The following is a 21,882-nucleotide window of genomic DNA, read 5'->3' as shown; positions in this document are numbered from 1 at the left end:
CGTGCATGAAGGTGGGACTCGCGGGGCCACGCGGTGAGAGGCGTGTCTCACGGTATGAACTCCACGCTGGTGCACGCGAGTTCCACGTTCCGGTACGCGAGTCCCACCTTCGCGCACGATCGCCCGGCCACGGACTTTGCCGGACCCTGACGTCTCACGTGGTGAAGGTGGCCTTCACGTGCTTCGACCGCGGCTGAGCCCGGCAACTCTCCGTGACATCGGTCCACCCGGAAAGCGGAGGAAAACAACTGCCGCCGTGAGTTACCGTGACTGTTCGCCGCCCGTTTTGTCCCATTTCTCCGGAAACGAAAGGGCGTCCCCATGCGAACGGCTATTCGTGTCCTCGGCGTGTGCGTCGCCGCGTTCGCCGCGAGCGTTCTCCTGCTGCCGTCGGCCGCCGCGGCGGCCGATTCCCTGGTGAACATCACGGTGAACATCGGCGACGTCGACATACTCGAAGACGTACTGGAACACGTGACCGTCCTCGGCGGGAAATGAGCCGGTCAGCTCACGAGGCCGGTGCGCATTTCTTCGCGCCGGCCGCGGCGGCGGTCACCGCGGGTGAGGATTCCGGCTTGAGCGGTGCCAGCGGGTCGTAGGCGTCCGAGACCGCGTTCTGCGAGTCCTGCATCGCCTGCAGCCCCGCCTCGAGGCCGGATTCGCCCCCGGCGGCCGCCAGCTTCCGCTTGCCCTCGGCGGCGATGTCCCGCGATGTCGTGTACTTCTGCAGGAAGTGCTGCTTGGCCGCATCGCCCTCGGGTAGCGGCGAGGCCGGCAGTGCTTCCAGTTCGCGCACGGTCTTGCCCGCGAGTTCCTCCAGCTGCGTGAGGTGCTCGGTCAGCACCTTCTTGGTGACGACGGTGCCGGATTCGGACTGCTTCGAACGCTCGTTGTTGGCGATCCGGTAGCCGTGCACGGCGCCGCAGAGCTGGTCCATCCAGGCGACGGCCTGGGGATCCGGTGCGGGCGGCGCCGGCGGCGGCTGCGTGACGGTGGTGGTCGGCGGCGCCGGTTGCGGGGCGGTCGAACAACCCACCGCGAACAGGCAGGCGGCCAGCGCGGTGAGCCAGCGGAGGGTGCTGCGCATGGTGTTCCCCCTCTGTCGGTGTATCCGCGACACGCTTCTGGGGTCTGACAGGTTGCCTGCGAATGTCACAACTCGGCGTCCGTAAGAGGCCGGTAAGGACCTCCGCCTGAACCGGGCCCGGGGTTGCGGGGTCCCATCTCACGAATCGGCGGCGGACTTCGAGGAGCTGGTGACCCATGACCGACACATCGGCGCGAGCCGCGGGCCTCGCGGGGGCTGGCCTGGCACTGGCGAGCGCGGTCCTGGCGGTGGGCGCACTGCTGGGGACCGACGTCGGCTACCGGTGGCAGCGCTGGCAGCTCGACGGCCAGGACCTCGAGCAGCGGGCGCTGGCGGTCGCGCTGGTGGTCGCCTGCGCCGGGGTGCTGCTGGCCCTGGCGGTGTCCGCCGCGTACGCGGGCCGGGGCGCCGCCGGGCGCGGGCTCGCCTGGGTGGTGCTCGTCTTCCTCGCGCTGGCGCTGCCGTTCACCGTGCCGCGGATGCTCGGCACCTGGGGCCGGCTGCCCGCCGACGCCGCCTACCTCGGCAACCGGATCCCGTTGCTGGGCTGGGCGGCCGGGCTGCTCGTGGCGGGTGCGGTGCTGGCCGCCGTCGCGCTGCCCCGGCGTGCCGGGCCGGTTCCCGGCGGACGGCTGCGTGCCCTGCTCGCGGGGCTCGCCGTGGGGACGGCCGTCGCCGCGACGGCGGTCGCGGTGACCCCGGCCGACGCGGTCGACGCGACGACGGCCGCCTCCGCCGCGCCCGGCCCGGTGCCGGACCTGCCGTCCCGGCAGACCTGGCGGCGGGCCGGGGACGAGCCGGTGATCAACCTCAAGCCCGCCGGAACGGGCGTCGTGGTGCTCACCGGCTCCGGAGTGACCGCCGTCGACGGGACGACCGGGACCGAACGCTGGCACTACCGCCGCACCGACCTCCCGGCCGGGCGTGCGCCGCTGCCCGACTACGGCAACCGGCTGTGGGTGTTCGACGAGGGTCGTGTCGTGGTGGCCGACATCGGCGCCCGGCTGCACGGGTTCGACGCGCTCACCGGCGAGCTGCTGTGGCGCGACGAGGGCGCGCTGCCGTGGGACACCGGCTGGCAGGCCGCCGGACCGGTGCTGGTCACCGCAGGCGAACGTGCGCACACCGCGGTGTCGGCACGCTCCGGTGAGCAGGTCTGGCGATGGGACGTGCCCGCCGGGTGTGCCGCTCGCCGCGGCGTCGGCGGTGCCGACGTGGTCGTCGCGGAACTGACCTGCGGTGAGCGGGTCGCCCTGGTCGCGCTCGACCCGGCGACCGGAACCGAGCGGTGGCGGCGCGACGGCCGGATCGGCACACCCGCCACCGCGCCCGGTGCCGTGCTCGTCGATGGGTCCTTTGTGGACTCGCGGACCGGGCGGGCGCTCGGCCCGGTGCCGGAGGGCTTCGAACCCGACTCGGTGGACCCGGCGAGCGGGCAGGTCCTGTCGTTCGGCCGCCGCGCCTCGCTGTACCAGGTGCCCGAGCCCGTCCCGCGGTGGTCACACGAGCGGGACACGCTGAGCGTGCTCTACCCCGCGGTCAACGTCGCGTGGCTGCCCGCCACGCTGGCCGCCGTCGACTTCGGGACGTGCGGTGACCGCGCCGCCGCGGTGGCGTTGTTCGACCGGGCCACGGGTGCGGCGGCCGGGCGGTTGCCGTGCCTGCCCGCCCACCGGGAACCGCCGGTGCTGGTCGCCGCCCGCGGCGCGCTCGTGGTGTTGCTGGAGGACGGCGAGCTGGCCGGTTTCGCCTGACCGGTCAGACGGCGAAGACCTGGGAGTCGTCGGCGAAAGCCTTGAACTCCAGCGCGTTGCCGGCCGGGTCGAGCAGGAACATCGTCCACTGCTCGCCCGCCTGGCCCTCGAAGCGCAGGTAGGGCTCGATCACGAACTCGGTGCCCGCCGCCCGCAGCCGGTCGGCGAGCCGGTGGAACTCCGCGACGGTGAGCAGCAGGCCGAAGTGCGGCACCGGGACGTCGTGGCCGTCGACCGGGTTGTGGATCCGCTCCGGGCCCCGCGGGGCCAGGTGGGTGACGAACTGGTGGCCGTGCAGATTCCAGTCGACCCAGGTGTCGGAGCTGCGGCCCTGTGCCAGGCCGAGGACCTCGCCGTAGAAGTGCCGGGCGGCGGCCAGGTCGTCGACGGGCATCGCGAGGTGGAAACGGGGAATCGTCATGTCGTAATGTTAACATTCAGACAAGCGAACGGAGGGTGGCGATGAGCACGTCCGGCCGGGTGGCACCCGCACGGCGGCGCGGGCTGGCCGACGAGGTGGCCGACCGCGTCCGCGACGCGATCTTCGGCGGTGCCTACGCGCCCGGTGCGCAGCTGCGCGAGGTCGAACTGGCGGGGGAGCTGGGCGTCAGCCGCGGCCCCGTCCGGGAGGCCCTGCTCCGGCTGGAACGCGAGGGCCTGGTGCGCAGCGAGTGGCACCGGGGCGCGACGGTCACCACGCTGTCCGACGACGACGTCGCCGAACTCGACAGCCTGCGTGCCGCACTGGAGCGGCTCGCCGTGGAGCGGGCGGTCGACGTCGCCACCGACGAGGACCTGACCGCACTGGACGCCGTCGTCGACCGGATGGAGCGTGCCGCGGGCGAGCACGAGATGGTGCGCTGCGACATCGCCTTCCACGACGCCGTCTACGCGGCCGCGGGACACCGCCGGCTGCTGGAGGCGTGGCAGGCCATCCGGTCGCAGGTCCACCTGTTCCTGCTGACCCGGATCGGGGTGAGCTCGGCGGACTACCTCGCCGGTGTCCCCGCCGAGCACCGCGGGCTGGCCGCGGCGCTGCGCGCCCGGGACCGCGCCGCCGCCCTCGACCTGTTCGCCGAGCACCGCAGGCACGCCCTGGAGATCCTCACCCGCAGGTGACGTTGCAACCCTCCCGTGACCCACGATCGTGTTGATCACTGACACGCTGGTGTCACTGGGAGGCGAATGTCGATGACGGCCGGTGTCGTGACGCGGGAACGCGCACACCTGCCCGTCACGCTCGGCGTAGTGGGCGCGGGCGTGGGCACGGGTGTGTGCTGGCTCGACCTGTACCTGGTGTCGGCCGCCCGGCGGCTGTGCCAGACGGGCGTGCCGGCGCTGACCGAGTCGGCCACCGTGGTGTTCACCGTCCAGCCGCTGCTGTGGCTGGGCAACTTCGTCGCCTTCACGGTGCTGTTCAGTGCCGTGTTCCCGCTGTTCACCGGCGCCGCGAGCCGGATCGCGGCGGTGGCGGGCGTGATCGCGTGCGGCCTGCTGACGGCCGTCGTCCTGGCCGGGTCGGTCTGGGTGAGCATGGCCGTGTGGCTGCCCGAGCACGCGGCCGCCGTCTGCGTCGGCGGCGCCCCGCCCTGGTGGCCCGCTTTCCTGCCGGTCTAGGCGAACCGGGTCATCACGTGCTTGACTCGGGTGTACTCGGCGAACGAGTAAGCCGACAGATCCTTGCCGTGCCCGGAGTGGCCGAAGCCGCCGTGCGGCATCTCAGCGGCCAGCGGGCCGTGCGTGTTCACCCACACGCAGCCGAAGTCCAGTTCGCCCGACACCCGCACCGCCCGGGAATGGTCGGTGGTCCACACCGAGGACGCCAGCCCGTAGGGCACCCCGTTGGCCAGCTCGACCGCCTCCGCCTCGTCGGCGAACCGCTGCACGGTGACGACCGGCCCGAAGATCTCCTCCCGCACCAGCTCGTCGTCCTGCCGCAGCCCGGACACGACGGTCGGCTCGAAGTAGAAGCCCCGGTCGCCGGACGGCTTGCCGCCGGTGTGCACGGTCGCGTGCGCGGGCACCCGCTCCAGCAGGCCGCGCACGCGGTCCAGCTGGGCCGCGCTGTTCAGCGGGCCGAAGTCGGTGCCGGGCCGCTGCCGCGCGGCCACCGCCGTCAGCTCGGCGACGAACGCGTCGTGCACGCGCGCGTCGACCAGCACCCGGCTGCCCGCCGTGCAGTCCTGGCCGGCGTTGTAGAACGCCGCGCCGGCGATGCCCTCGGCGGTGGCCGCCAGGTCGGCGTCGCCGAACACCAGCAGCGGCGCGTTGCCGCCCAGCTCCAGGTGGGTGCGCTTGAGGTCGGCGGCCGCGACGGTGGCCACGTCGATGCCGGCCCGGGTGGAGCCGGTGATCGACACCAGCTCCGGAACCGGATGCGCCACCAGGGCCCGCCCGGTGTCGCGGTCACCGCACACCACGTTGAACGCCCCGGCCGGCAGGAACTCCGCGGCCACGCCGGCCAGCAGCACTGCCGTGCTCGGCGTCGTCTCGGCCGGCTTGAGCACGACGGTGTTGCCCGCCGCCAGCGCGGGGGCGATCTTCCACACGCCCATCATCAGCGGGTAGTTCCACGGCGCGATCTGCGCGCACACCCCCACCGGCTCACGCCGGATCACCGACGTGTGGCCCGGCAGGTACTCCGCCGACGCCGTGCCCTCCAGGTGCCGCGCGGCACCGGCGAAGAACCGCAGCGCGCTCACGCACTCCGGGATCTCCTCCCCGGTCACCACCGACCGGACCTTGCCGGTCTCGCGCACCTCGGCGTCGGCGAACTCCTCCGCGCGCGCCTCCAGCGCGTCGGCGATGCGCAGCAGCGCCAGCTGACGCTCGGCGGGTGTCGAGCGGCGCCACCGCCGGAACGCCCGCCCGGCGGCAGCCATCGCCGCGTCCACATCGGACCGTCCGGACAGTGCGCTCGTGCCGCACACCCGCCCGGTGGCCGGGTCGGTCAGCTCCAGGGTCCGGCCGCCGGCCGCCGCGACCGCCGCGCCGTCGATGAAGTTGAGAACCGTCACGTCTGACCTCACTTGTCCAGGTGGGTGGGTTCGAACATGCGCAGGACCGCGGGCAGCACCACGACAGCCGGCCCCGGGGTGGCCAGTGCCGCCGCCAGATCCGCACGCAGTGTGTCCACAGTGGACAGGGTGGCGGGGACGCCGAACGCGCGGGCGAGCGCGACCAGGTCCGGCCGGGCCAGCTCGGTGGCGTGGGCGCGGCCGAACTGGCCGGTCATGTACTCGCGCAGGATGCCGTAGCCGCCGTCGTCCACGATCAGCCAGGTGACGTCCAGCCCGTGCTGGACCGCGGTGGCCAGCTCGGCGAAACCGTAGGCGGCGCCGCCGTCGCCGGAGACGGCGAGCACCGGGCCGCGCCGGGCCGCCGCCGCGCCGAGCGCGCCCGGCAGGCCGTAGCCCAGGCCGCCTGCGCCCTGCGCGGTGTGGATCGGCGCCCCGTCGGCGTTCCACGCCGACCAGGCCCAGTAGCCGAGGATCGTCATGTCCCAGTAGGACGGTGTGTCCTGCGGCAGCGCCGCGCGGACCTCGCCGAGCACCCGGCGTTCCAGGTCGAGCGGCTGGGCGTCCAGCCGGGCGGTGACCGCCGCCAGCAGGTCCGCGACCGCGGTCTCCGCGCGCCCGTCCGGATCCCGCCGGGACACCGCGGCGGCCAGTGCCCGCAGCGCGTGCCCGGCGTCGGCGTGGATGCCCAGCGCCGGGTGGTTGGCCGCCAGCTTCCCGGCGTCGGCCTCGATCTGGATCATCCGCCCGCGCGGGCGGAAGCGGTGGTAGTTGCTGGACAGCTCGCCCAGCCCGGAGCCGATCACCAGCAGCACGTCGGCCGCGGCGAGGAACTCCGTGCTGTGCCAGTCCTCCAGCCACGACTGGCCGGACAGCGGATGGTCCCAGCCGAACGCGCCCTTGCCGCCGAACGTCGACAGCACCGGCGCGCGCAGTGCCTCCGCCAGCTCCCGCAACGGCTCGGCCGCACCTGCCCGCAGCACGCCGCCACCGGCGAGGATCGCCGGGTTCTCCGCCGCGTCGAGCAGCCGGGCGGCCTCGGCGATCAGCTCCGGCAGCGGCTCCAGCGGCACCGGCGCGGCCCGCACCGAGGTCAGCTCGGGCAGGGTGGCGGGCGCCAGCAGGACGTCCTGCGGGATCTCCACCCACACCGGCCCGTACGGTGCCGTCGCCGCCGACTCCCATGCCTCGCGCAGCGCCGTGGGGATCTGGGCCGCGGTGCGCACGACGTGTGTCGACTTGACGACGTCGCGGAAACTGGCCCGCTGGTCGGGCAGTTCGTGGAGGTAGCCGTGCCGTCCGCCGCCCAGGCCCGCCGCCGGTACCTGGCTGGAGATGCCCAGCACCGGGACCGACGCCGCCCGCGCCTCCTGCAACGACGCCAGCGTCAGCAGCGCGCCGGGACCGGTGGACACGATCATCGGGGTCACCGGGACCGGGCCGTGCGGGTCGGCGGTGAGCCGGGCGCGGGCGAACCCGTCGGCGGCGAAGGCGAGGTTGTTCTCCACCCGCGCGCCGACCAGCGTCAGGCCGGGCGCGCGCCGCAGTGCCTCGAACAGCCCGAGCGCGTGCTGGCCGGGCAGGCCGAACACGGTGTCGGCGCCCAGTGCCCGCAGCGTCTCGACGACGAGGTCGCCCCCGATCCGGTCCACGGTCACTCCTGTACGTCCAGCGCCAGCAGGCTCACCAGGTCGTAGGCCACGTGGGCGGCGGCCACGGCGGTGATCTCCGCGTGATCGTAGGCGGGAGCCAGCTCGACGACGTCGCCGCCGACGAGGTTGAGGCCCCGCAGCCCGCGCAGGATCTCCAGCAGTTCGCGGCTGGTCATCCCGCCCGCCTCCGGCGTGCCGGTGCCCGGTGCGTGTGCCGGGTCGAGCACGTCGATGTCGACCGACACGTACAGCGGCCGGTCGCCGATGCGCTGGCGCAGGGCGTCCACCGTCTCCTCGACACCGCGGCGCAGCACGTCGCCGGAGGTGACGATGCCGAAGCCCAGCCTGCGGTCCTCCTCCAGGTCACGCTTGCCGTACAGCGGCCCGCGGGTACCCACGTGCGACAGCGCGCTGGTGTCCAGGATGCCTTCCTCGGACGCCCGCCGGAACGGCGTGCCGTGGGTGTAGGGCTCGCCGAAGTAGGTGTCCCAGGTGTCCAGGTGGGCGTCGAAGTGCAGCAGCGCCACCGGTCCGTGCCTGCGGGCAGCGGCCCGCAGCAGCGGCAGCGCGATGGTGTGGTCGCCGCCGACGGTTACCAGGCGGGTGCCGTCGGCGGTGAGCGCCTCGGCCTCGTGCTGCAGTGTCTCGATGGCCTCGCCGATGTTGAACGGGTTGACCGCGATGTCACCGGCGTCGACCACCTGGGCCGCGGCGAACGGCGAGACGTCCAGCTCCGGGTGGTAGGGCCGCAGCAGCCTGCTGGCCTCCCGCAGCCCGGCCGGGCCGAACCGGGCGCCGGGCCGGTAGGACACTCCGGCGTCGAACGGGACACCGACCACGGCGACGTCGGCCCGCTCCACCTCGTCGGCCCTGGGCAACCGGGCGAAGGTGGCGAACCCGGCGAACCGCGGCACCTTCGACGAGTCGACGGGGCCGATCGGGGACTGCGCGTTCACTGGTCGGTTCTCCTTACGCGGTAACGGTTTCTTCGGTTTCCCGTCCGGCCAGGCGCCGGGTCCACTCGGCCATCACGGCGGCCGGGGTGGGCGGGGTGAGCAGGCTGACCACCAGGTAGACCACCAGGCTCGCGGCCAGGCCGAGGTAGATCGGCGCGACGGACTCCATGCCCTCGGTGATCATCAGCACGATCACCACGCCGGTGCCGACCACCATCGACGCCAGCGCGCCCTGCCGGGTGCCCCGCCTGAAGAACAGCGCGCCGAGGATGGCCACGAGCAGCCCGCCGACCAGGATGTTGTAGGCGATGGTCAGCGCGTTCACCACGTCGCTGACGACCATCGCGATGCCGACGGCGACCACGCCGAGGACCAGCGTGGTGACCCGGTTGCGGTTGACCTCGGCGTCCTCACCGGAGGCCGGGCGCCCGCGCAGCCTGGCCAGCAGGTCGGTGGTGCTGACCGTGGAACACGCGATGAGCGCGCCGCTGGCCGTCGACATCATCGCCGACAGCGCCGCGGCCAGCACCAGCCCGCGCACCCCCGCGGGCAGCAGGTCCTCGACGATGGTGGCGAACGCGTCCTGCGCGCTGGCCAGCTGCGGGTACAGCGCCTTGGCCGCCGCGCCGATCAGGGCGCCTGCCACGCCGTAGACCAGGCAGTACACGCCCGAGCCGATACCACCGGCCGTGGCGACCCTCGGCGTGCGGGCGGTGAACACCCGCTGCCAGATGTCCTGCCCGATCAGCAGCCCGAAGCCGTAGGTCAGCACGTAGGTGATGATCAGCTCGGTGCCGATGCTGGTGAAGTCGAAGAAGCTGGCGTCGAGGCGCTCACGCATGCCGCCGAAGCCGCCCGCCGAGCTGACCGCCACCGGCAGCAGGATGAGCAGGATGCCGACGGTCTTGATGACGAACTGGGCGATGTCGGTCAGCGTGATCGACCACATGCCGCCCAGCACCGAGTACAGGACCACGATGGAGCCGCCGATGGCGATGCCCACCCACTCCGGCACGTTCAGCAGCACCTTGAACACCGTGGCGAAGGCCAGCGTGGAGGTGACGGTGAGCATGAGCGTGTAGGCCCACATGACCACGCCGGAGATGGCCGAGGTGGAGCCGCCGTAACGCAGGTGCAGCATCTCGCCGACGGTGTACACACGCAGCTTGACCAGCCGCCGGGCGAACAACGCGTGCAGCACCAGGATGCCCAGGCCGATGGAGACGACCAGCCAGGCTCCGGACAGGCCCCAGGTGTAGCCGAGCTTGACGCCGCCGACCGTGGACGCCCCGCCGAGCACGACGGCCGACATCGTGCCGGAGTACATGAACCAGCCGAGCCTGCGGCCGGCGACCAGGTAGTCGCTCTTCGTCTTGGCCAGGCGCAGGCCCCACCAGCCGATGCCGACCATGCCGGCGATGTAGAGGGCGATGACGACGTAGTCAGCGAACACGGCGGTCTCCTGCCAGATGGCGATGTTCGGGTCACCGTAGGCTCGGCCACGCGATCAACTGAATGGGATGTTCCGTCCCAGATTGAGGTAATCTCTGGCCGATATGACCATTCCGTTGAGTGCGGTGGTGGACCGGGCCGACCTCGCCGTCGAGGTGGTGCCGGAGACCCTGCGGCCGGGCGCACTGGACCTGCCGGTGCGCTGGGCCCACGTCAGCGAGCTGCGGGATCCGGCGCCGTACCTGCTTGGCGACGAGCTGCTGCTCACCGCCGGGGTCAACCTGCCTGCCGAGCAGGCCGAGGTGGACAGCTACGTCCGGGGCCTGCGAGCCGCGGGCGTCACCGCGCTCGGGTTCGGCGTGACACCGCCGCTGAACGACCGCCTGCCCGACTCGCTGCGGCAGGCGTGCACCAGGTTCGGGCTGCCGCTGCTGGTGATCCCGGTGCACACGCCGTTCCTGGCCGTCAACCGCGCGGTCGCCGTCGCGCTGGCCGAGGAGTCGCAGCGCGGGCAGCGGGTCGTCACCGAGGCCAGGGAGAAGCTGACCGACGCCGCCGCCGACGGCCTCGCGGCACTGGCCCGCGGGCTGGGCGGGAGGCTGTCCGGCTGGGTCGCCCTGGTCGCCAGGGACGGCACGCTGCTGGCCGAGCACGACGTCCCGGTGCCGTTCCCCGCCGAGCTGGAGCCGCTGCTGGCCCGGCTGCGGGGCGGCCGGGGACCGCGCAGTGCCAGCACCGAACTGGCCGGCGGGACCGTCGTGCTCGCCCAGCCGGTCTACCCGCAGGCCACCGCCGCGCAGCTCGTCGTGGTCGGCAGGCGCGAGCGGTTCGGCGCGACCGACCGCGCGATCCTCGCCGTGGGGGCCGCGTTGTTCGGCGTGGCCGTGCGGGCGGGTTCGGACACCTCGGGGCTGGGCGCGGCGGTGACCGCGCTGGTACTCGGGCAGCCGGCGCCACTGGCCGAACTGCTCGGCCCCGGCGACTACCGCGTGGTGTCCGGCACCGCACACGGCGCGGGACCCACCGACGTCACGGCGGGCTACGACTGGCTGCGCGACCGCCTGGGCACCCCGCTGGTGCGGCGGTCCCCCGGGCCGCGGTTCACCGCGGTGGTGACCCGCGCACCCGACACGGACCAGCTGCTCGCGCACGGCTGGCTGACCGTTGCCAGCCGCCCCGCGCCCGCCGGGCGCCTGCCCGCGGCGCGGGCCGAGCTGGCCGCGCTGGAGCAACGGGCGGTGGCACTGGGCAGGCCGCTGGTCGCCGAGGGCGGGGGACTGGCCGCCGCCGTCGAACCCGGCCGGGCCGCGGAGTTCGCCGGCACGCTGCTGGCACCGCTGCGGGAGCTGGACGAGGAGCGGGCCGCCGAGCTGGTGCGCACGCTGCGGACGTGGCTGGCCCACCACGGCAGCTGGGACCGGACGGCCGCCGCGCTCGGCGTCCACCGCAACAGTGTGCGCCACCGCATCCGGCTGGCCGAGCGGGCGCTCGGGCTGGACCTGGCCGACCCGGAGTCCAGAATGGAGCTCTGGTTCGCCCTGCGCTGGTCGGAGTAGGGCGCGTTTCTCAGGTTCTCTCAGAAAACTGTGGGAACGTGGAACCGTGCGGATTCTGGTAGTCGAAGACGAAGAACCACTCGCCGAGGCGATCGCGCGCGGGCTGCGCCGGGAGGGCATGGCCGTCGACGTCGCGCTCACCGGCGACGAGGGCCACGAGAAGGCCACGGTCACCCGCTACGACGTGGTGCTGCTGGACCGGGACCTGCCCGGGATGTCCGGCGACGACCTGTGCCGGGAGATCGTCGGCTCCGGCGAGCTGACCCGGGTGCTGATGCTGACCGCGAGCGGCGCGGTCGCCGACCGCGTCGAGGGCCTGTCGCTGGGTGCCGACGACTACCTGGCCAAGCCGTTCGCCTTCCCCGAGCTGGTGGCCAGGGTGCGGGCGCTGGGCCGCAGGGCCACGCCGGCCGCGCCCCCGCTGCTGACCGCGGGTGACGTGCGGCTCGACCCGGCCAAGCGCACGGTGGAACGCGACAGCGGCCCGGTGGAGCTGACCCGCAAGGAGTTCGGTGTGCTGGAGGTCCTGCTCGCCGCCGGTGGCTCGGTGGTCAGCAGCGAGGAACTGCTGGAACGGGTGTGGGACGAGAACGCCGACCCGTTCACCACGACCGTGCGGGTCACGGTGATGACCCTGCGCAAGAAGCTCGGCGAACCTGGGATCATCGAGACCGTGGTGGGATCGGGCTATCGCGTGCCCGGCGCCGGCCGAGGGTGATCGGCCGCGCCGGCGGACTCCCGGCGCGCAGCCTGCGCGCCCGCATCACGCTGCTCGCGACCGGGATCGCCGCCGGGGTCAGTCTCGTGTTGCTGTGGCTGACCTGGCGGCTGGTCGGCGACTCGGTCGCCGCCGTACCGCAGATGCCGCCGGGCACCACGGTCCGCGTCGACGGCCTGGACGTCGACGCCGGGGTGCTCGCCGAGCACCTGCGCGACCAGGCCCGCACCCGGGTGCTGCTGGCGGGCACGGCCGCGTTCTGCTTCGTCGTCGCCGCGACGGCCATCCTGGCCTGGGCGGCCACCTCCCGGGTGCTGCGCCCGCTGCGCGACATCACCGGCACGGCCAGGCGACTGTCGATCGAGTCGATGGGGGAGCGCATCGGCGAGGTGTCCACACGCGACGAACTCGCCGAGCTGGCCGAGACGTTCGACGCCATGCTGGACCGGCTGCAGGTGGCGTTCGACGCCCAGCGCCGGTTCGTCGCCAACGCCTCGCACGAGCTGCGTACGCCGCTGGCGGTGATCCGTACCGAACTGGACGTCACGCTGGCCGACGAACAGGCCGACGAGGCCGAGCTGCGCCGCATGGCCGGGGTGGTCCGCGACGCCACCGAGCGTGCCGAGCAGCTGGTGTCGTCGCTGCTGCTGCTCGCCCGCACCGACGGTGCCGGGCTGGTCGTCCGGGAGCCGGTCGACCTGGCCGACGTCGTGGCCAGCGCGTGGCGTGCGGTGCGGGCCGAAGCCGGGCGGCGCGGGCTGCGTACCGACCTGCAGGTCGCCTCCGCGCGTACCGTCGGCGATCCGGCGCTGCTGGAGCGGGTGGCCGGCAACCTGCTGGAGAACGCCGTGCGGCACAACGTCGACGGCGGCTGGCTGGAGGTCCTGGTACGCCAGGATCCACAGTGGACACTGCTGGGCGTGCGGTCGTCCGGCGGGCTGGTCGATCCGGAGACCGTCGGGCAGCTGTTCGAACCGTTCCGGCGCTCCGGCGTCGCCCGCACCGCCCGGCACGGTGCCGGGCTGGGCCTGTCCATCGTGCGGGCCGCGGTGCAGGCGCACGGCGGCGTGGTGACCGCCGAGCCGGTGGTCGGCGGCGGGCTGTCGGTGGCGGTGCGCCTGCCGGCCTTGACCTGAACCAAGGTCGAGGTAGCAGGCTGGGCTCATGAACACATTGCTCTTCCGGAACACCATGCGCATCAACGACGGCCAGCTGGAGGGCTTCCGCGCCGCCATCGAACGGGCGGTGGACTTCGCGCAGCGGCACGGGCCGCAGCTGATGGTGCAGACCTTCGTCGACGAGGAACGGATGCTCGCGCACAGCTTCCAGCTCTACCGGGACTCCGAGGCGGTCCGCACGCACTGGAAGCTCGCCGACCCCTACATCCGCGAGGTGATGGAGTACTGCACCGTGGAAACGTTCGAGGTGTTCGGCGAACCGGACCCCGACGTGGCCGACGGCGTGCGCTCGGCGGTCGGTGAGGTCACGATCTCCCCGCGTATCGCGGGTTTCGTGCGCTTCGCTGCCCCGGCCTAGTGTCGCCGTTACGATCGCGGCATGGTCCCTGCGGTGAAGCTGAACAACGACGTGTCCATGCCGGTGCTCGGGCTCGGGGTGTACAAGGTGCCCGACTCCGACGTCGCCGGGGTGGTGCACACCGCGTTCGAGGCCGGCTACCGCGCGGTCGACACGGCGACGCTGTACGGCAACGAGCGCGGCGTCGGCCTGGCGGTACGCAACAGCGGGCTGCCCCGCGAGGAACTGTTCATCACCACGAAGCTGTGGAACACCGACCACGGCCACGACGCCGCCCTGCGGGCGTTCGACACCAGCCTGGGCGAGCTGGGCCTGGACTACGTCGACCTGTACCTGATCCACTGGCCGCAGCCGGCCCTGGACCGCTACGTCGAGACCTGGCGGGCGCTGGAACGGCTGCTGGCCGACGGCCGGGTGCGGGCGATCGGCGTCTCCAACTTCACCCGGGCGCACCTGGAGCGGCTGATGTCGGAGACCGGCGTGGTGCCCGCGGTCAACCAGGTCGAGCTGCACCCGCGGATGCAGCAGGCGCGGCTGCGGGCGTTCCACGAGAGCAAGGGGATCGCCACCCAGGCGTGGGCGCCGCTGGCCCGCGGGGGAGCGCTGCTGGAGCACGAGGTGGTGCGCACCGTCGCCGAGAAGCACGGGAAGACCCCGGCGCAGGCGGTGCTGCGCTGGCACATCGAGCTGGGGCACGTGGTGATCCCGAAGTCGGTGACCCCGGAGCGCATCGCGGCCAACATCGACGTGTTCGACTTCGAGCTTGACCAGCACGACATCGCGGGCTTCGCGGCGCTGGAGCGGGCCGAGCGCACCGGCCCCGACCCGGACACCATGGGGTCGTAGCACATCTGTAGCATTTCACCGTATGGTTAGCTACACTGGTAGCATGGCCGAGACCATCGGGCAGCGCGAGCTGCGCAACGACAACGCGGAGATCATGCGCCGGGTCGAACGCGGCGAGAGCTTCACGGTCACTCGCAACGGCAAGCCCATCGCGGACGTGGTGCCGCATCAGGCGGACAGGCGGCGAACGCGGCTGACCATTCGCCAACTTCAAGCGGCTTTCCGGCAATTGCCGCCGGTGGATACCGAGTTGTGGCGGAAGGAACGGGAAGCCGACGACGAAGTCTTCGGCGCTGACGTGCCTGTGGACCCCTGGGAGCGCCGTGCCCCGGCAAGCTGAGGTGCTGCTCGACACGTGCACGGTGATCGATCTGGAGCGTATCGACCCGGGACCTCTGGGCGACGCGGTGCCGTTGCTGAGCGCGATCTCGGTCGCGGAACTGGCTTCGGGTCTCGACACGAGCGATCCGCTGGAGCGTCATCGGCGTGACGAGCGTTTCCGCGCGATCCTGGACGCATTCGACGTCCTGCCGTTCACCACCGAGGCCGCGAAACTGTACGGCGTCCTGTGCGCACTGGTACGCCAGATCGGCCGCGATCCGCGGCCGCGCAGAATGGACCTGCAGATCGCGGCGACCGCGGCTGCGCATTCGTTGCCGCTGGTCACCCGAAACGGCAAGGATTTCGCCGGTCTGGAGCGGCTGGTCGAGATCATCGAGGTCTGATCCCCGCGAACACGTGAAGGCCACCTTCACCACGTCTCACGTAATGAAGGTGGCCTTCACGAGCTTCGGCCGGGCCGCGAGCGTCAGGCCGCGGGCACGCTCGCCACGCCGGGCGCCAGGAACGCCTTGCCGTTGACCCGCTCGGACACACCGCAGCGGTCCAGGTACGGGGTGATGCCACCGAGCCAGAACGGCCAGCCCGCGCCGAGGATCAGGCACAGGTCGATGTCCTGGGCCTGCGCGACCACGCCCTCGTCGAGCATGATCCGCACCTCCTGCGCCAGCGCGGCCAGCGCCCGCTCGCGCAGCTGCTCGGCGGTCGACGGGCTGTCGCCCTGCTGCCACAGGGCCGCGACCTCCGGGTCGATCGTCTGGTTGCCCTTCTCGTCCCACTGCCACACGGCGGTCTTGCCCGCCTGCACGAACCGGGTCAGGTTCTCGCTGACGCCGAACCGGTCCGGGAACGCCTGGTGCATGGTCTCCGCGACGTGCAGCGCCACCGCGGGCCCGACCAGCTGCAGCAGCGTGAGCGGGCTCATCGGCAGGCCCAGCGGGTCCAGCGCCTTGTCCGCCACCTCGAACGGCGTGCCCTCGTCGACGGCGGCCAGCACCTCGCCGAGGAAGCGGGTCAGCAGCCGGTTGACCACGAACGCCGGCGCGTCCGACACCAGCACACTCGACTTCTTCAGCTGCTTGCCCACCGCGAACGCCGTCGCCAGCGCGGCGTCGTCGGTGCGCTCGCCCCGCACGATCTCCAGCAGCGGCAGCACGGCCACCGGGTTGAAGAAGTGGAACCCGACCACCCGTTCCGGATGCGCCAGCTTCGACGCCATCTCGGTGATCGACAGCGACGAGGTGTTGGTCGCCAGGATGGCGTGCTCACCCACGTGCTGCTCGACCTCGGCGAACACCTGCTGCTTGACCGACAGCTCCTCGAACACCGCCTCGATGACGAAGTCGGCGTCGGCGAACGCGGCCTTGTCCAGCGAACCGGACACCAGCGCCTTCAGCCGGTTGGCCTCGTCGGCAGACAGCCTGCCCTTGCCCAGCAGCTTGTCGATCTCACCGTGCACATAGGACACGCCCTTGTCGATCCTGGCCTGGTCGATGTCGGTGAGCACCACCGGCACCTTGAGCCTGCGCACGAACAGCAGCGCGAGCTGGCTGGCCATCAGCCCGGCACCGACGATGCCGACCTTGTTCACCGGCCGCGCCAGCGACCTGTCCGGCGCCCCGGCGGGCCGTTTGGCCCGCTTGTTGACCAGGTTGAACGAGTACAGCCCGGCCCGCAGCGTGTCGTCCATCAGCAGCTGCGCCAGCGCGTCGGTCTCGGCGGCGTAGCCGCGGTCGAGGTCGTTGGCCCGCGCCAGCTCCAGCAGCTCGACGGCCTTGGCCGCGCCGGGGGAGGCGCCCTTCGTCTTGCCGTCCACAATGGACTTGGCGCGGGCGATCGCGGCGTCCCAGCCCGCGCCGCGGTCGATCTCGGCACGCTGGGGGGTGATCTCGCCGCGGACCACCTTCGCCAGCCACAGCAGCGACTGCTCCAGGTAGTCGGCCGAGCCGAACACCTCGTCGACGATGCCGAGTTCGCCCGCCTGCGCCGGCTTGAGCATCTTGTTCTGGTTCAGCGCGTTCTCGATGATCACCGTCACCGCGGCGTCCGGCCCGATCAGGTTGGGCAGCAGCTGCGTGCCACCCCAGCCGGGGAACAGGCCGAGGAACACCTCGGGCAGCGCGATCGCCGCCGCGTTCTCCGACAGCGTCCGGTAGTGGCACGACAGCGCCAGCTCCAGCCCGCCACCCATCACCGCGCCGTTGACGAAGGCGAAGGTCGGCACGGCCGACTCGGTGAACCGCCGGAACACGTCGTGCCCGGTCTGCGCGATCTGCCGGGCCAGCTCCGGGTCGGACACCTGCTCCACACCGGACAGGTCGGCGCCGACGGCGAAGACGAACGGCTTGCCGGTGACGGCGATGGCCACCGGCCCGGCCGCGACCGCCTCGTCGACGGCGGCGTTCAGGCTCACCAGGCTCTGCGGGCCGAACGTCGAGGGCCGGGTGTGGTCGTGGCCGTTGTCCAGGGTGATGAGCGCGACCTGCCCGTCCAGCCCCGGCACGGTGACCAGCCGGGTGACGGCCCTGGTCACGACCTCGTCCGGGAACGCGGCCTTCGCCTGCTCTGCGGTGATCACTTGTCGCCCTCCCACGCGGGGTTCTCCCAGATGACCGTCCCACCCATGCCGATGCCGATGCACATGGTGGTGATGCCGTAGCGGACGTCGGGCCGCTCGGCGAACTGCCGCGACAGCTGGGTCATCAGCCGGACACCGGACGAGGCCAGCGGATGGCCGCAGGCGATCGCGCCGCCCCACGGGTTGACCCGCGGATCGTCCTCGGCGATGCCGAAGTGGTCGAGGAACGCCAGCACCTGCACGGCGAACGCCTCGTTGATCTCGAACAGGCCGATGTCGGAGATGGACAGGCCGGCGCGGCGCAGCGCCTTCTCCGTCGCCGGGACCGGGCCGATGCCCATCACCTCGGGCTCGACGCCGGCGAAGGCGTAGCCGACCAGCCGCATGCCGACCGGCAGGCCCAGCTCGCGGGCGACGCCCTCCTCGGCGAGGATCGCGCCGGTCGCGCCATCGTTGAGACCGGCCGCGTTGCCCGCGGTGACCCGGCCGTGCGGGCGGAACGGTGTCTTCAGGCCGGCCAGCTGCTCGACGGTGGTGCCCGGGCGCGGCGGCTCGTCCTCGGTGGCCAGGCCCCAGCCCAGCTCCGGGTGGCGGATGGCGACCGGGACCAGCTCGGGGCCGATCTTGCCCGCCTTGACCGCGTCGGCGTAGCGCTCCTGGCTGCGCGCGGCGTAGGCGTCGGTGCGCTGCTTGGTGATCTCCGGGTAGCGGTCGTGCACGTTCTCCGCGGTCTGGCCCATCACCAGCGCGGTCGGGTCGACCAGCTTGTCGGCGATGATGCGCGGGTTGGGGTCGACGCCCTCGCCCATCGGGTGGCGGCCCATGTGCTCGACGCCGCCCGCGACGACGATGTCGTAGGCACCGAACCCGATGCCGCTCGCGGTGGTGGTGACGGCGGTCATCGCGCCGGCGCACATCCGGTCGATGGCGAAGCCGGGAACCGACTTCGGCAGCCCGGACAGCAGCGCGGCGGTGCGGCCGATGGTCAGGCCCTGGTCGCCGGTCTGCGTGGTGGCCGCGACGGCGACCTCGTCGATCCGCTCCGGCGGAAGGCCGGGGTGGCGGCGCAGCAGTTCCCTGATGACCTTGACCACGAGGTCGTCGGCGCGGGTGTTCGCGTAGATCCCCTTGTCGCCGGCCTTGCCGAACGGTGTGCGCACCCCCTCGACGAACGCCACGTTGCGCACTGCTGACACGGGTGTGCTCCTTCGGTCGTGGAATCGTGCTCCACGGCCGACCATAGCGGAAGTTACCGATGGGTAACCAGGGGGTCTACCCTGTCGAGTGGCTCACATGCCGTGGTAGGACGCGAACTCGCCGGCGGTGAGGCCGAGCAGCACGAGGTCGTGGCGGCGGCCGGCGAAGAACTCGTGCTCGCGCAGGGTGCCCTCCACCTGGAAGCCGAGCTTGCGGTGCAGCGCCAGCGAGGCCTCGTTGAACGCGTACACGCCGACCTCGCACTTGTGGAAGCGCCGCTCGCCGAACATGTACCGCAGGACGAGCACGGCCGCGTCGGCGGCGTAGCCCCGGCGTTTGTGCTCGTGACCGACGGCGATGCCGTAGCTGAACCGGCCGGCCCGCTGGTCGGTGTCGTGGGTCGACACCGAACCGGCCGCCGTGTTGTCCACAAGGGACTCGATGACGAGCAGGAACTCGTCGTCGGTGCCCTCACGGGCCTCGGTGTCCTCCGCCCACCGCCGGTAACCGGCCGCCGATCGTGGCGGGTGCAGCATGTCGACGCTGCGCATGTCGGCCGAATACTCGTCGAAGCGCTGGAACGCCCGCCAGTCCTCCGGCTCGACGCCTCGCAGGCGCACCTTCTCACCGGTCCAGATCGAGGTCACGCCCGCAAGCCAACCAGCCCGTCCGGCCCGGGGCGACCGGTTTTCAGGCGGTGGCCGCCAGGGCCGCGGCGAGGGCGGCGGCGGTCAGCTCGATCTGCCACGGGCGCGCGCCACCGGTCCGCAGGGCCTCGGCGACGCCCTCGGCACCCGGCTCCGCCGGTGGCCGCCAGCAGGTGCGCCGCACCAGATCGGGCAACAGCAGGTTCTCCACCGGCAACTGGTGGTGCTCGGCGATCTTCGTCAGCGCGGCCCGCGCGGCCGACAGCCGGGCCGCCGCGTCCGGGTCCTTGTCGGCCCAGCGGTTGGGCGGCGGGGGACCGTCGTGGGGCGGCGCCGGGCTGGGCAGCTCCGCGGCGGGCAGGGCCTTGGCGGCCTGCAGCGGGCGCATCCACGTCGAGGCGTACCTGCGCTGGACCCGGCCACTGAACACGGGCAGCTTCTGCAGGTCGGCCGCCGTCTTCGGGTCGGCCGTGACGGCGGCGACGATCGCGCTGTCGGGCAGGACCCGGCTGGGCGCCCGGTCCCGCTTGCGGGCCATCTCGTCACGCAGCTCCCACAGCGCGCGCACCGCGGCGAGCCCGCGGGGGCTGCGGATCTTGTGGATGCCGGACGTCCGCCGCCACGGCTCGGCCCTCGGGCCCGGCGGCTTGGCGGTGCGGACGGCCTCGAACTCCTGGCGGGCCCATTCGAGCTTGCCCTGGCTGTCGAGTTCGGCCTCCAGCTTCTCCCGCAGCGGGATCAGCAGCTCGACGTCGAGCGCCGCGTAGTTGAGCCAGTCCTGGGGCAGCGGGCGGCGCGACCAGTCGGCCGCGCTGTGGCCCTTCTCCAGGCGGTACCCGAGCAGCCGTTCGACCAGGGTGCCCAGGGCGACCCGGTCGTAGCCGGCGAGCCGGCCGGCCAGCTCGGTGTCGAACAGTGACGGCGGATGCAGGTTCAGCTCGGCCAGGCAGGGCAGATCCTGCGAGGCGGCGTGCAGCACCCACTCGGCGTCGTTGACGACGGCGGCCAGCGGCGCCAGCTCGCCGTCGAGTGCCACCGGGTCGACCAGGAACGTGCCGGCGCCGTCCCGGCGCAGCTGCACCAGGTAGGCCTTGGGCCAGTACCGGTAACCGGAGGCACGCTCGGTGTCCACGGCGATCGCGCCGTGGGCAGCCTCGAGCCGCTGACATGCCTCGGCCAGCGCCGAGGCATCGCTGATCACCGGCGGTGTGCCCTCCACCGGCTCGGTGAGCGGTGTCGGCTCCGCCGGGTCGATCTCCTCACCCGCGTTGTCGTCCACGGAGATGAACCCTACGGGACGGGCAAGCCGCGCCTGGTCAGCCCGTCCCGCCGGGTTCGTCGTCTCTGTCAGCGGATGACGCCCGCGCGCATGGCCAACGCGACCATCTGCGCCCGGTCGCCGGTGCCGAGCTTGCGCCCGATCCGCGACAGGTGAGACTTCACCGTGAGCGCGGACAGGCTCAGCTCCTCGCCGATCTCCTTGTTGGACTGGCCGTCGGCGACGAGCTGCAGCACCTCGACCTCCCGCGCGGACAGTTCCCGCGGGGTGTTGTCGGTGCCGGCGACCCTCGTGCCGGTGGCCAGAACAGGAGCGACGCTGGGGTCGGCGTACACGCCGCCCTCGAGCACCCGCCGTACGCCGTCGGTGACCACCACCGGCGACGCGGACTTCAACAGGTACGCCTGGGCGCCGGCCTGGAAGGCCGACCGCACGGCGTACGGATCGTCTGAGGAAGCGAGCACCACGACCCGAGGCCAGCCATGGCTACGGAGCTCCGTAACCAGCTCGATGCCGCTGCCATCGGGCAGCCCGAGGTCGAGAATGGCCAGGTCGCACGGCCCGGTGGCCGTTGCCCTCGCCCTCGCCTCGGCCACCGATGCGGCCTCGTGAACGGTGCCCGCACCCATCTGTGCGAGTCTTGCGGCTATTGCCTCCCTCAGCAGCGGGTGGTCATCGACCACCAGCACGGAAAACAGCTCCTCCCGCGGATGCGGAACCATGCTCGCCGGCAAAGCACCGGCTGGCGTGGAACGGACGGCCTGAGATAAGCCGACGGTAGCCACGTCACTACCTCCCTGGAGTCGGTCGTGCCCCCCGACCGGCACCGGGACCTTCGGCCAATCAGCCGCGCCAGCTTTAGACCGAAAGTGGTGTCGTCGAAGGCACTGTAGCCGGACCTGAGCGTCAATGGGGCGTTCGAACGGGTACGTATCCCAATCGAGTAGTTACTCACCGGCGTTGTTGTCACACGATCGGGGTAGTACGTGGCGAGTGGCTAACGGAAGCCTGAGCGGGGGCGATGAACAGAGGTTGAGTGGTCTGAACCGGTTGTGCATTCGGTGCGTGCAGGCGCTTTCAGCAGCTGCGCGTGCGCTCTCCGGAGTCCGCTTCAAGATCAAAATCGGTGCCACGGCAGGGATCGCGAGCGGCGAAGTCTCTACTCGCACTTGAGGGTTGACGGTAGGCCAACAGTCCGCTGGAGCGCTCGCCAGGACCCGAACGGCCGTATGGAGTAGTAGCCGTCGGTAATGATCAACTGCTCACGA

General features: G+C 72.3%; 22 protein-coding genes. 11 read left to right on the top strand and 11 right to left on the bottom strand.

The window, feature by feature from the left end:
• Positions 1 to 321: 321 nt before the first annotated feature.
• Positions 322 to 498, top strand: coding sequence for a hypothetical protein (locus tag EWH70_RS35555; protein ID WP_165436383.1), 177 nt, complete (start codon positions 322 to 324; stop codon positions 496 to 498).
• 10 nt (positions 499 to 508) lie between these two features.
• Here EWH70_RS35555 and EWH70_RS23670 read toward each other — a convergent pair whose 3' ends face one another.
• Positions 509 to 1,087, bottom strand: a complete 579-nt coding sequence (locus tag EWH70_RS23670; RefSeq protein ID WP_240687178.1) for a hypothetical protein — start codon at positions 1,085 to 1,087, stop codon at positions 509 to 511.
• Positions 1,088 to 1,263: 176 nt separating this feature from the next.
• Between EWH70_RS23670 and EWH70_RS23665 the strand changes: the two genes are divergently transcribed.
• Complete coding sequence (locus EWH70_RS23665; protein WP_130477689.1) at positions 1,264 to 2,841, top strand: outer membrane protein assembly factor BamB family protein; 1,578 nt, start codon at positions 1,264 to 1,266, stop codon at positions 2,839 to 2,841.
• A gap of 4 nt (positions 2,842 to 2,845) precedes the next feature.
• Here the strand turns inward: EWH70_RS23665 and EWH70_RS23660 are convergent, their stop codons facing one another.
• A complete protein-coding gene (locus EWH70_RS23660; protein ID WP_130477688.1) occupies positions 2,846 to 3,262 on the bottom strand; it encodes a VOC family protein in 417 nt (138 codons plus the stop codon).
• A gap of 41 nt (positions 3,263 to 3,303) precedes the next feature.
• On the opposite strand from EWH70_RS23660, the gene EWH70_RS23655 reads away from it, so the two are divergent.
• Positions 3,304 to 3,960 carry a GntR family transcriptional regulator gene (locus tag EWH70_RS23655; protein WP_130477687.1) on the top strand — a complete coding sequence of 219 codons (657 nt, stop codon included), beginning with the start codon at positions 3,304 to 3,306 and terminating at the stop codon, positions 3,958 to 3,960.
• A gap of 72 nt (positions 3,961 to 4,032) precedes the next feature.
• Positions 4,033 to 4,458, top strand: a complete 426-nt coding sequence (locus tag EWH70_RS23650) for a hypothetical protein (protein ID WP_130477686.1) — start codon at positions 4,033 to 4,035, stop codon at positions 4,456 to 4,458.
• On the opposite strand, the gene EWH70_RS23645 is transcribed toward EWH70_RS23650, so the two are convergent.
• Genes EWH70_RS23645 through EWH70_RS23630 form a run of 4 tightly spaced genes read right to left on the bottom strand, consistent with a single transcriptional unit; the run spans position 4,455 to position 9,919 of the window.
• Positions 4,455 to 5,858, bottom strand: coding sequence for an aminobutyraldehyde dehydrogenase (locus EWH70_RS23645; protein WP_165436382.1), 1,404 nt, complete (start codon positions 5,856 to 5,858; stop codon positions 4,455 to 4,457). The genes EWH70_RS23650 and EWH70_RS23645 overlap by 4 nt on opposite strands.
• An 8-nt stretch (positions 5,859 to 5,866) precedes the next feature.
• On the bottom strand, positions 5,867 to 7,510 hold the full coding sequence (locus EWH70_RS23640; RefSeq protein ID WP_130477685.1) for a thiamine pyrophosphate-binding protein: 1,644 nt from the start codon (positions 7,508 to 7,510) through the stop codon (positions 5,867 to 5,869).
• A gap of 2 nt (positions 7,511 to 7,512) precedes the next feature.
• Positions 7,513 to 8,466 carry an agmatinase gene (gene speB / locus EWH70_RS23635; RefSeq protein ID WP_165436381.1) on the bottom strand — a complete coding sequence of 318 codons (954 nt, stop codon included), beginning with the start codon at positions 8,464 to 8,466 and terminating at the stop codon, positions 7,513 to 7,515.
• A gap of 13 nt (positions 8,467 to 8,479) precedes the next feature.
• Positions 8,480 to 9,919, bottom strand: a complete 1,440-nt coding sequence (locus tag EWH70_RS23630) for a sodium:solute symporter family protein (RefSeq protein WP_130477684.1) — start codon at positions 9,917 to 9,919, stop codon at positions 8,480 to 8,482.
• A gap of 103 nt (positions 9,920 to 10,022) precedes the next feature.
• On the opposite strand from EWH70_RS23630, the gene EWH70_RS35870 reads away from it, so the two are divergent.
• The 7 genes from EWH70_RS35870 to EWH70_RS23590 are packed head-to-tail and all read left to right on the top strand — an operon-like array spanning position 10,023 to position 15,299.
• Positions 10,023 to 11,474, top strand: coding sequence for a PucR family transcriptional regulator (locus EWH70_RS35870; protein ID WP_205669223.1), 1,452 nt, complete (start codon positions 10,023 to 10,025; stop codon positions 11,472 to 11,474).
• A gap of 46 nt (positions 11,475 to 11,520) precedes the next feature.
• Positions 11,521 to 12,192 (top strand): response regulator transcription factor, encoded by a 672-nt coding sequence (locus tag EWH70_RS23615; protein ID WP_165436379.1) that lies wholly within the window; start codon positions 11,521 to 11,523, stop codon positions 12,190 to 12,192.
• Positions 12,192 to 13,328: a sensor histidine kinase gene (locus EWH70_RS23610; RefSeq protein WP_130477856.1), complete on the top strand. Its 1,137-nt coding sequence runs from the start codon at positions 12,192 to 12,194 to the stop codon at positions 13,326 to 13,328. The genes EWH70_RS23615 and EWH70_RS23610 overlap by 1 nt, the downstream gene beginning before the upstream one ends.
• Positions 13,329 to 13,356: 28 nt before the next feature.
• Positions 13,357 to 13,728: a hypothetical protein gene (locus tag EWH70_RS23605; RefSeq protein ID WP_130477682.1), complete on the top strand. Its 372-nt coding sequence runs from the start codon at positions 13,357 to 13,359 to the stop codon at positions 13,726 to 13,728.
• 21 nt (positions 13,729 to 13,749) lie between these two features.
• Entirely contained in the window at positions 13,750 to 14,574 is an 825-nt protein-coding gene (locus EWH70_RS23600) for an aldo/keto reductase (protein ID WP_130477681.1), read from the top strand.
• 43 nt (positions 14,575 to 14,617) lie between these two features.
• On the top strand, positions 14,618 to 14,914 hold the full coding sequence (locus tag EWH70_RS23595; RefSeq protein ID WP_130477680.1) for a type II toxin-antitoxin system Phd/YefM family antitoxin: 297 nt from the start codon (positions 14,618 to 14,620) through the stop codon (positions 14,912 to 14,914).
• 1 nt (position 14,915) lies between these two features.
• The gene (locus EWH70_RS23590) at positions 14,916 to 15,299 is read left to right on the top strand and encodes a type II toxin-antitoxin system VapC family toxin (protein WP_240687177.1); all 384 of its coding nucleotides are present in this window, start codon (positions 14,916 to 14,918) and stop codon (positions 15,297 to 15,299) included.
• An 83-nt stretch (positions 15,300 to 15,382) separates the two neighbouring features.
• Here the strand turns inward: EWH70_RS23590 and EWH70_RS23585 are convergent, their stop codons facing one another.
• The 5 genes from EWH70_RS23585 to EWH70_RS23565 all read right to left on the bottom strand — a co-directional run bounded on the left by EWH70_RS23585 (position 15,383) and on the right by EWH70_RS23565 (position 21,399).
• Positions 15,383 to 17,491, bottom strand: a complete 2,109-nt coding sequence (locus EWH70_RS23585; protein WP_130477679.1) for a 3-hydroxyacyl-CoA dehydrogenase NAD-binding domain-containing protein — start codon at positions 17,489 to 17,491, stop codon at positions 15,383 to 15,385.
• Positions 17,488 to 18,678 carry a thiolase family protein gene (locus EWH70_RS23580; protein WP_130477854.1) on the bottom strand — a complete coding sequence of 397 codons (1,191 nt, stop codon included), beginning with the start codon at positions 18,676 to 18,678 and terminating at the stop codon, positions 17,488 to 17,490. The genes EWH70_RS23585 and EWH70_RS23580 overlap by 4 nt, the downstream gene beginning before the upstream one ends.
• 102 nt (positions 18,679 to 18,780) lie before the next feature.
• Positions 18,781 to 19,335, bottom strand: coding sequence for a GNAT family N-acetyltransferase (locus EWH70_RS23575; RefSeq protein ID WP_130477678.1), 555 nt, complete (start codon positions 19,333 to 19,335; stop codon positions 18,781 to 18,783).
• Between the two features lie 43 nt (positions 19,336 to 19,378).
• Positions 19,379 to 20,614: a ribonuclease D gene (locus EWH70_RS23570; protein WP_240687176.1), complete on the bottom strand. Its 1,236-nt coding sequence runs from the start codon at positions 20,612 to 20,614 to the stop codon at positions 19,379 to 19,381.
• 68 nt (positions 20,615 to 20,682) lie between these two features.
• Positions 20,683 to 21,399: a response regulator gene (locus tag EWH70_RS23565; RefSeq protein ID WP_130477677.1), complete on the bottom strand. Its 717-nt coding sequence runs from the start codon at positions 21,397 to 21,399 to the stop codon at positions 20,683 to 20,685.
• Positions 21,400 to 21,882 lie beyond the last annotated feature (483 nt).

Source organism: Amycolatopsis suaedae (assembly GCF_004214935.1).
Classification (GTDB): Bacteria; Actinomycetota; Actinomycetes; order Mycobacteriales; family Pseudonocardiaceae; genus Amycolatopsis; species Amycolatopsis suaedae.
This window is presented reverse-complemented; position numbering and strand designations above follow the sequence as displayed.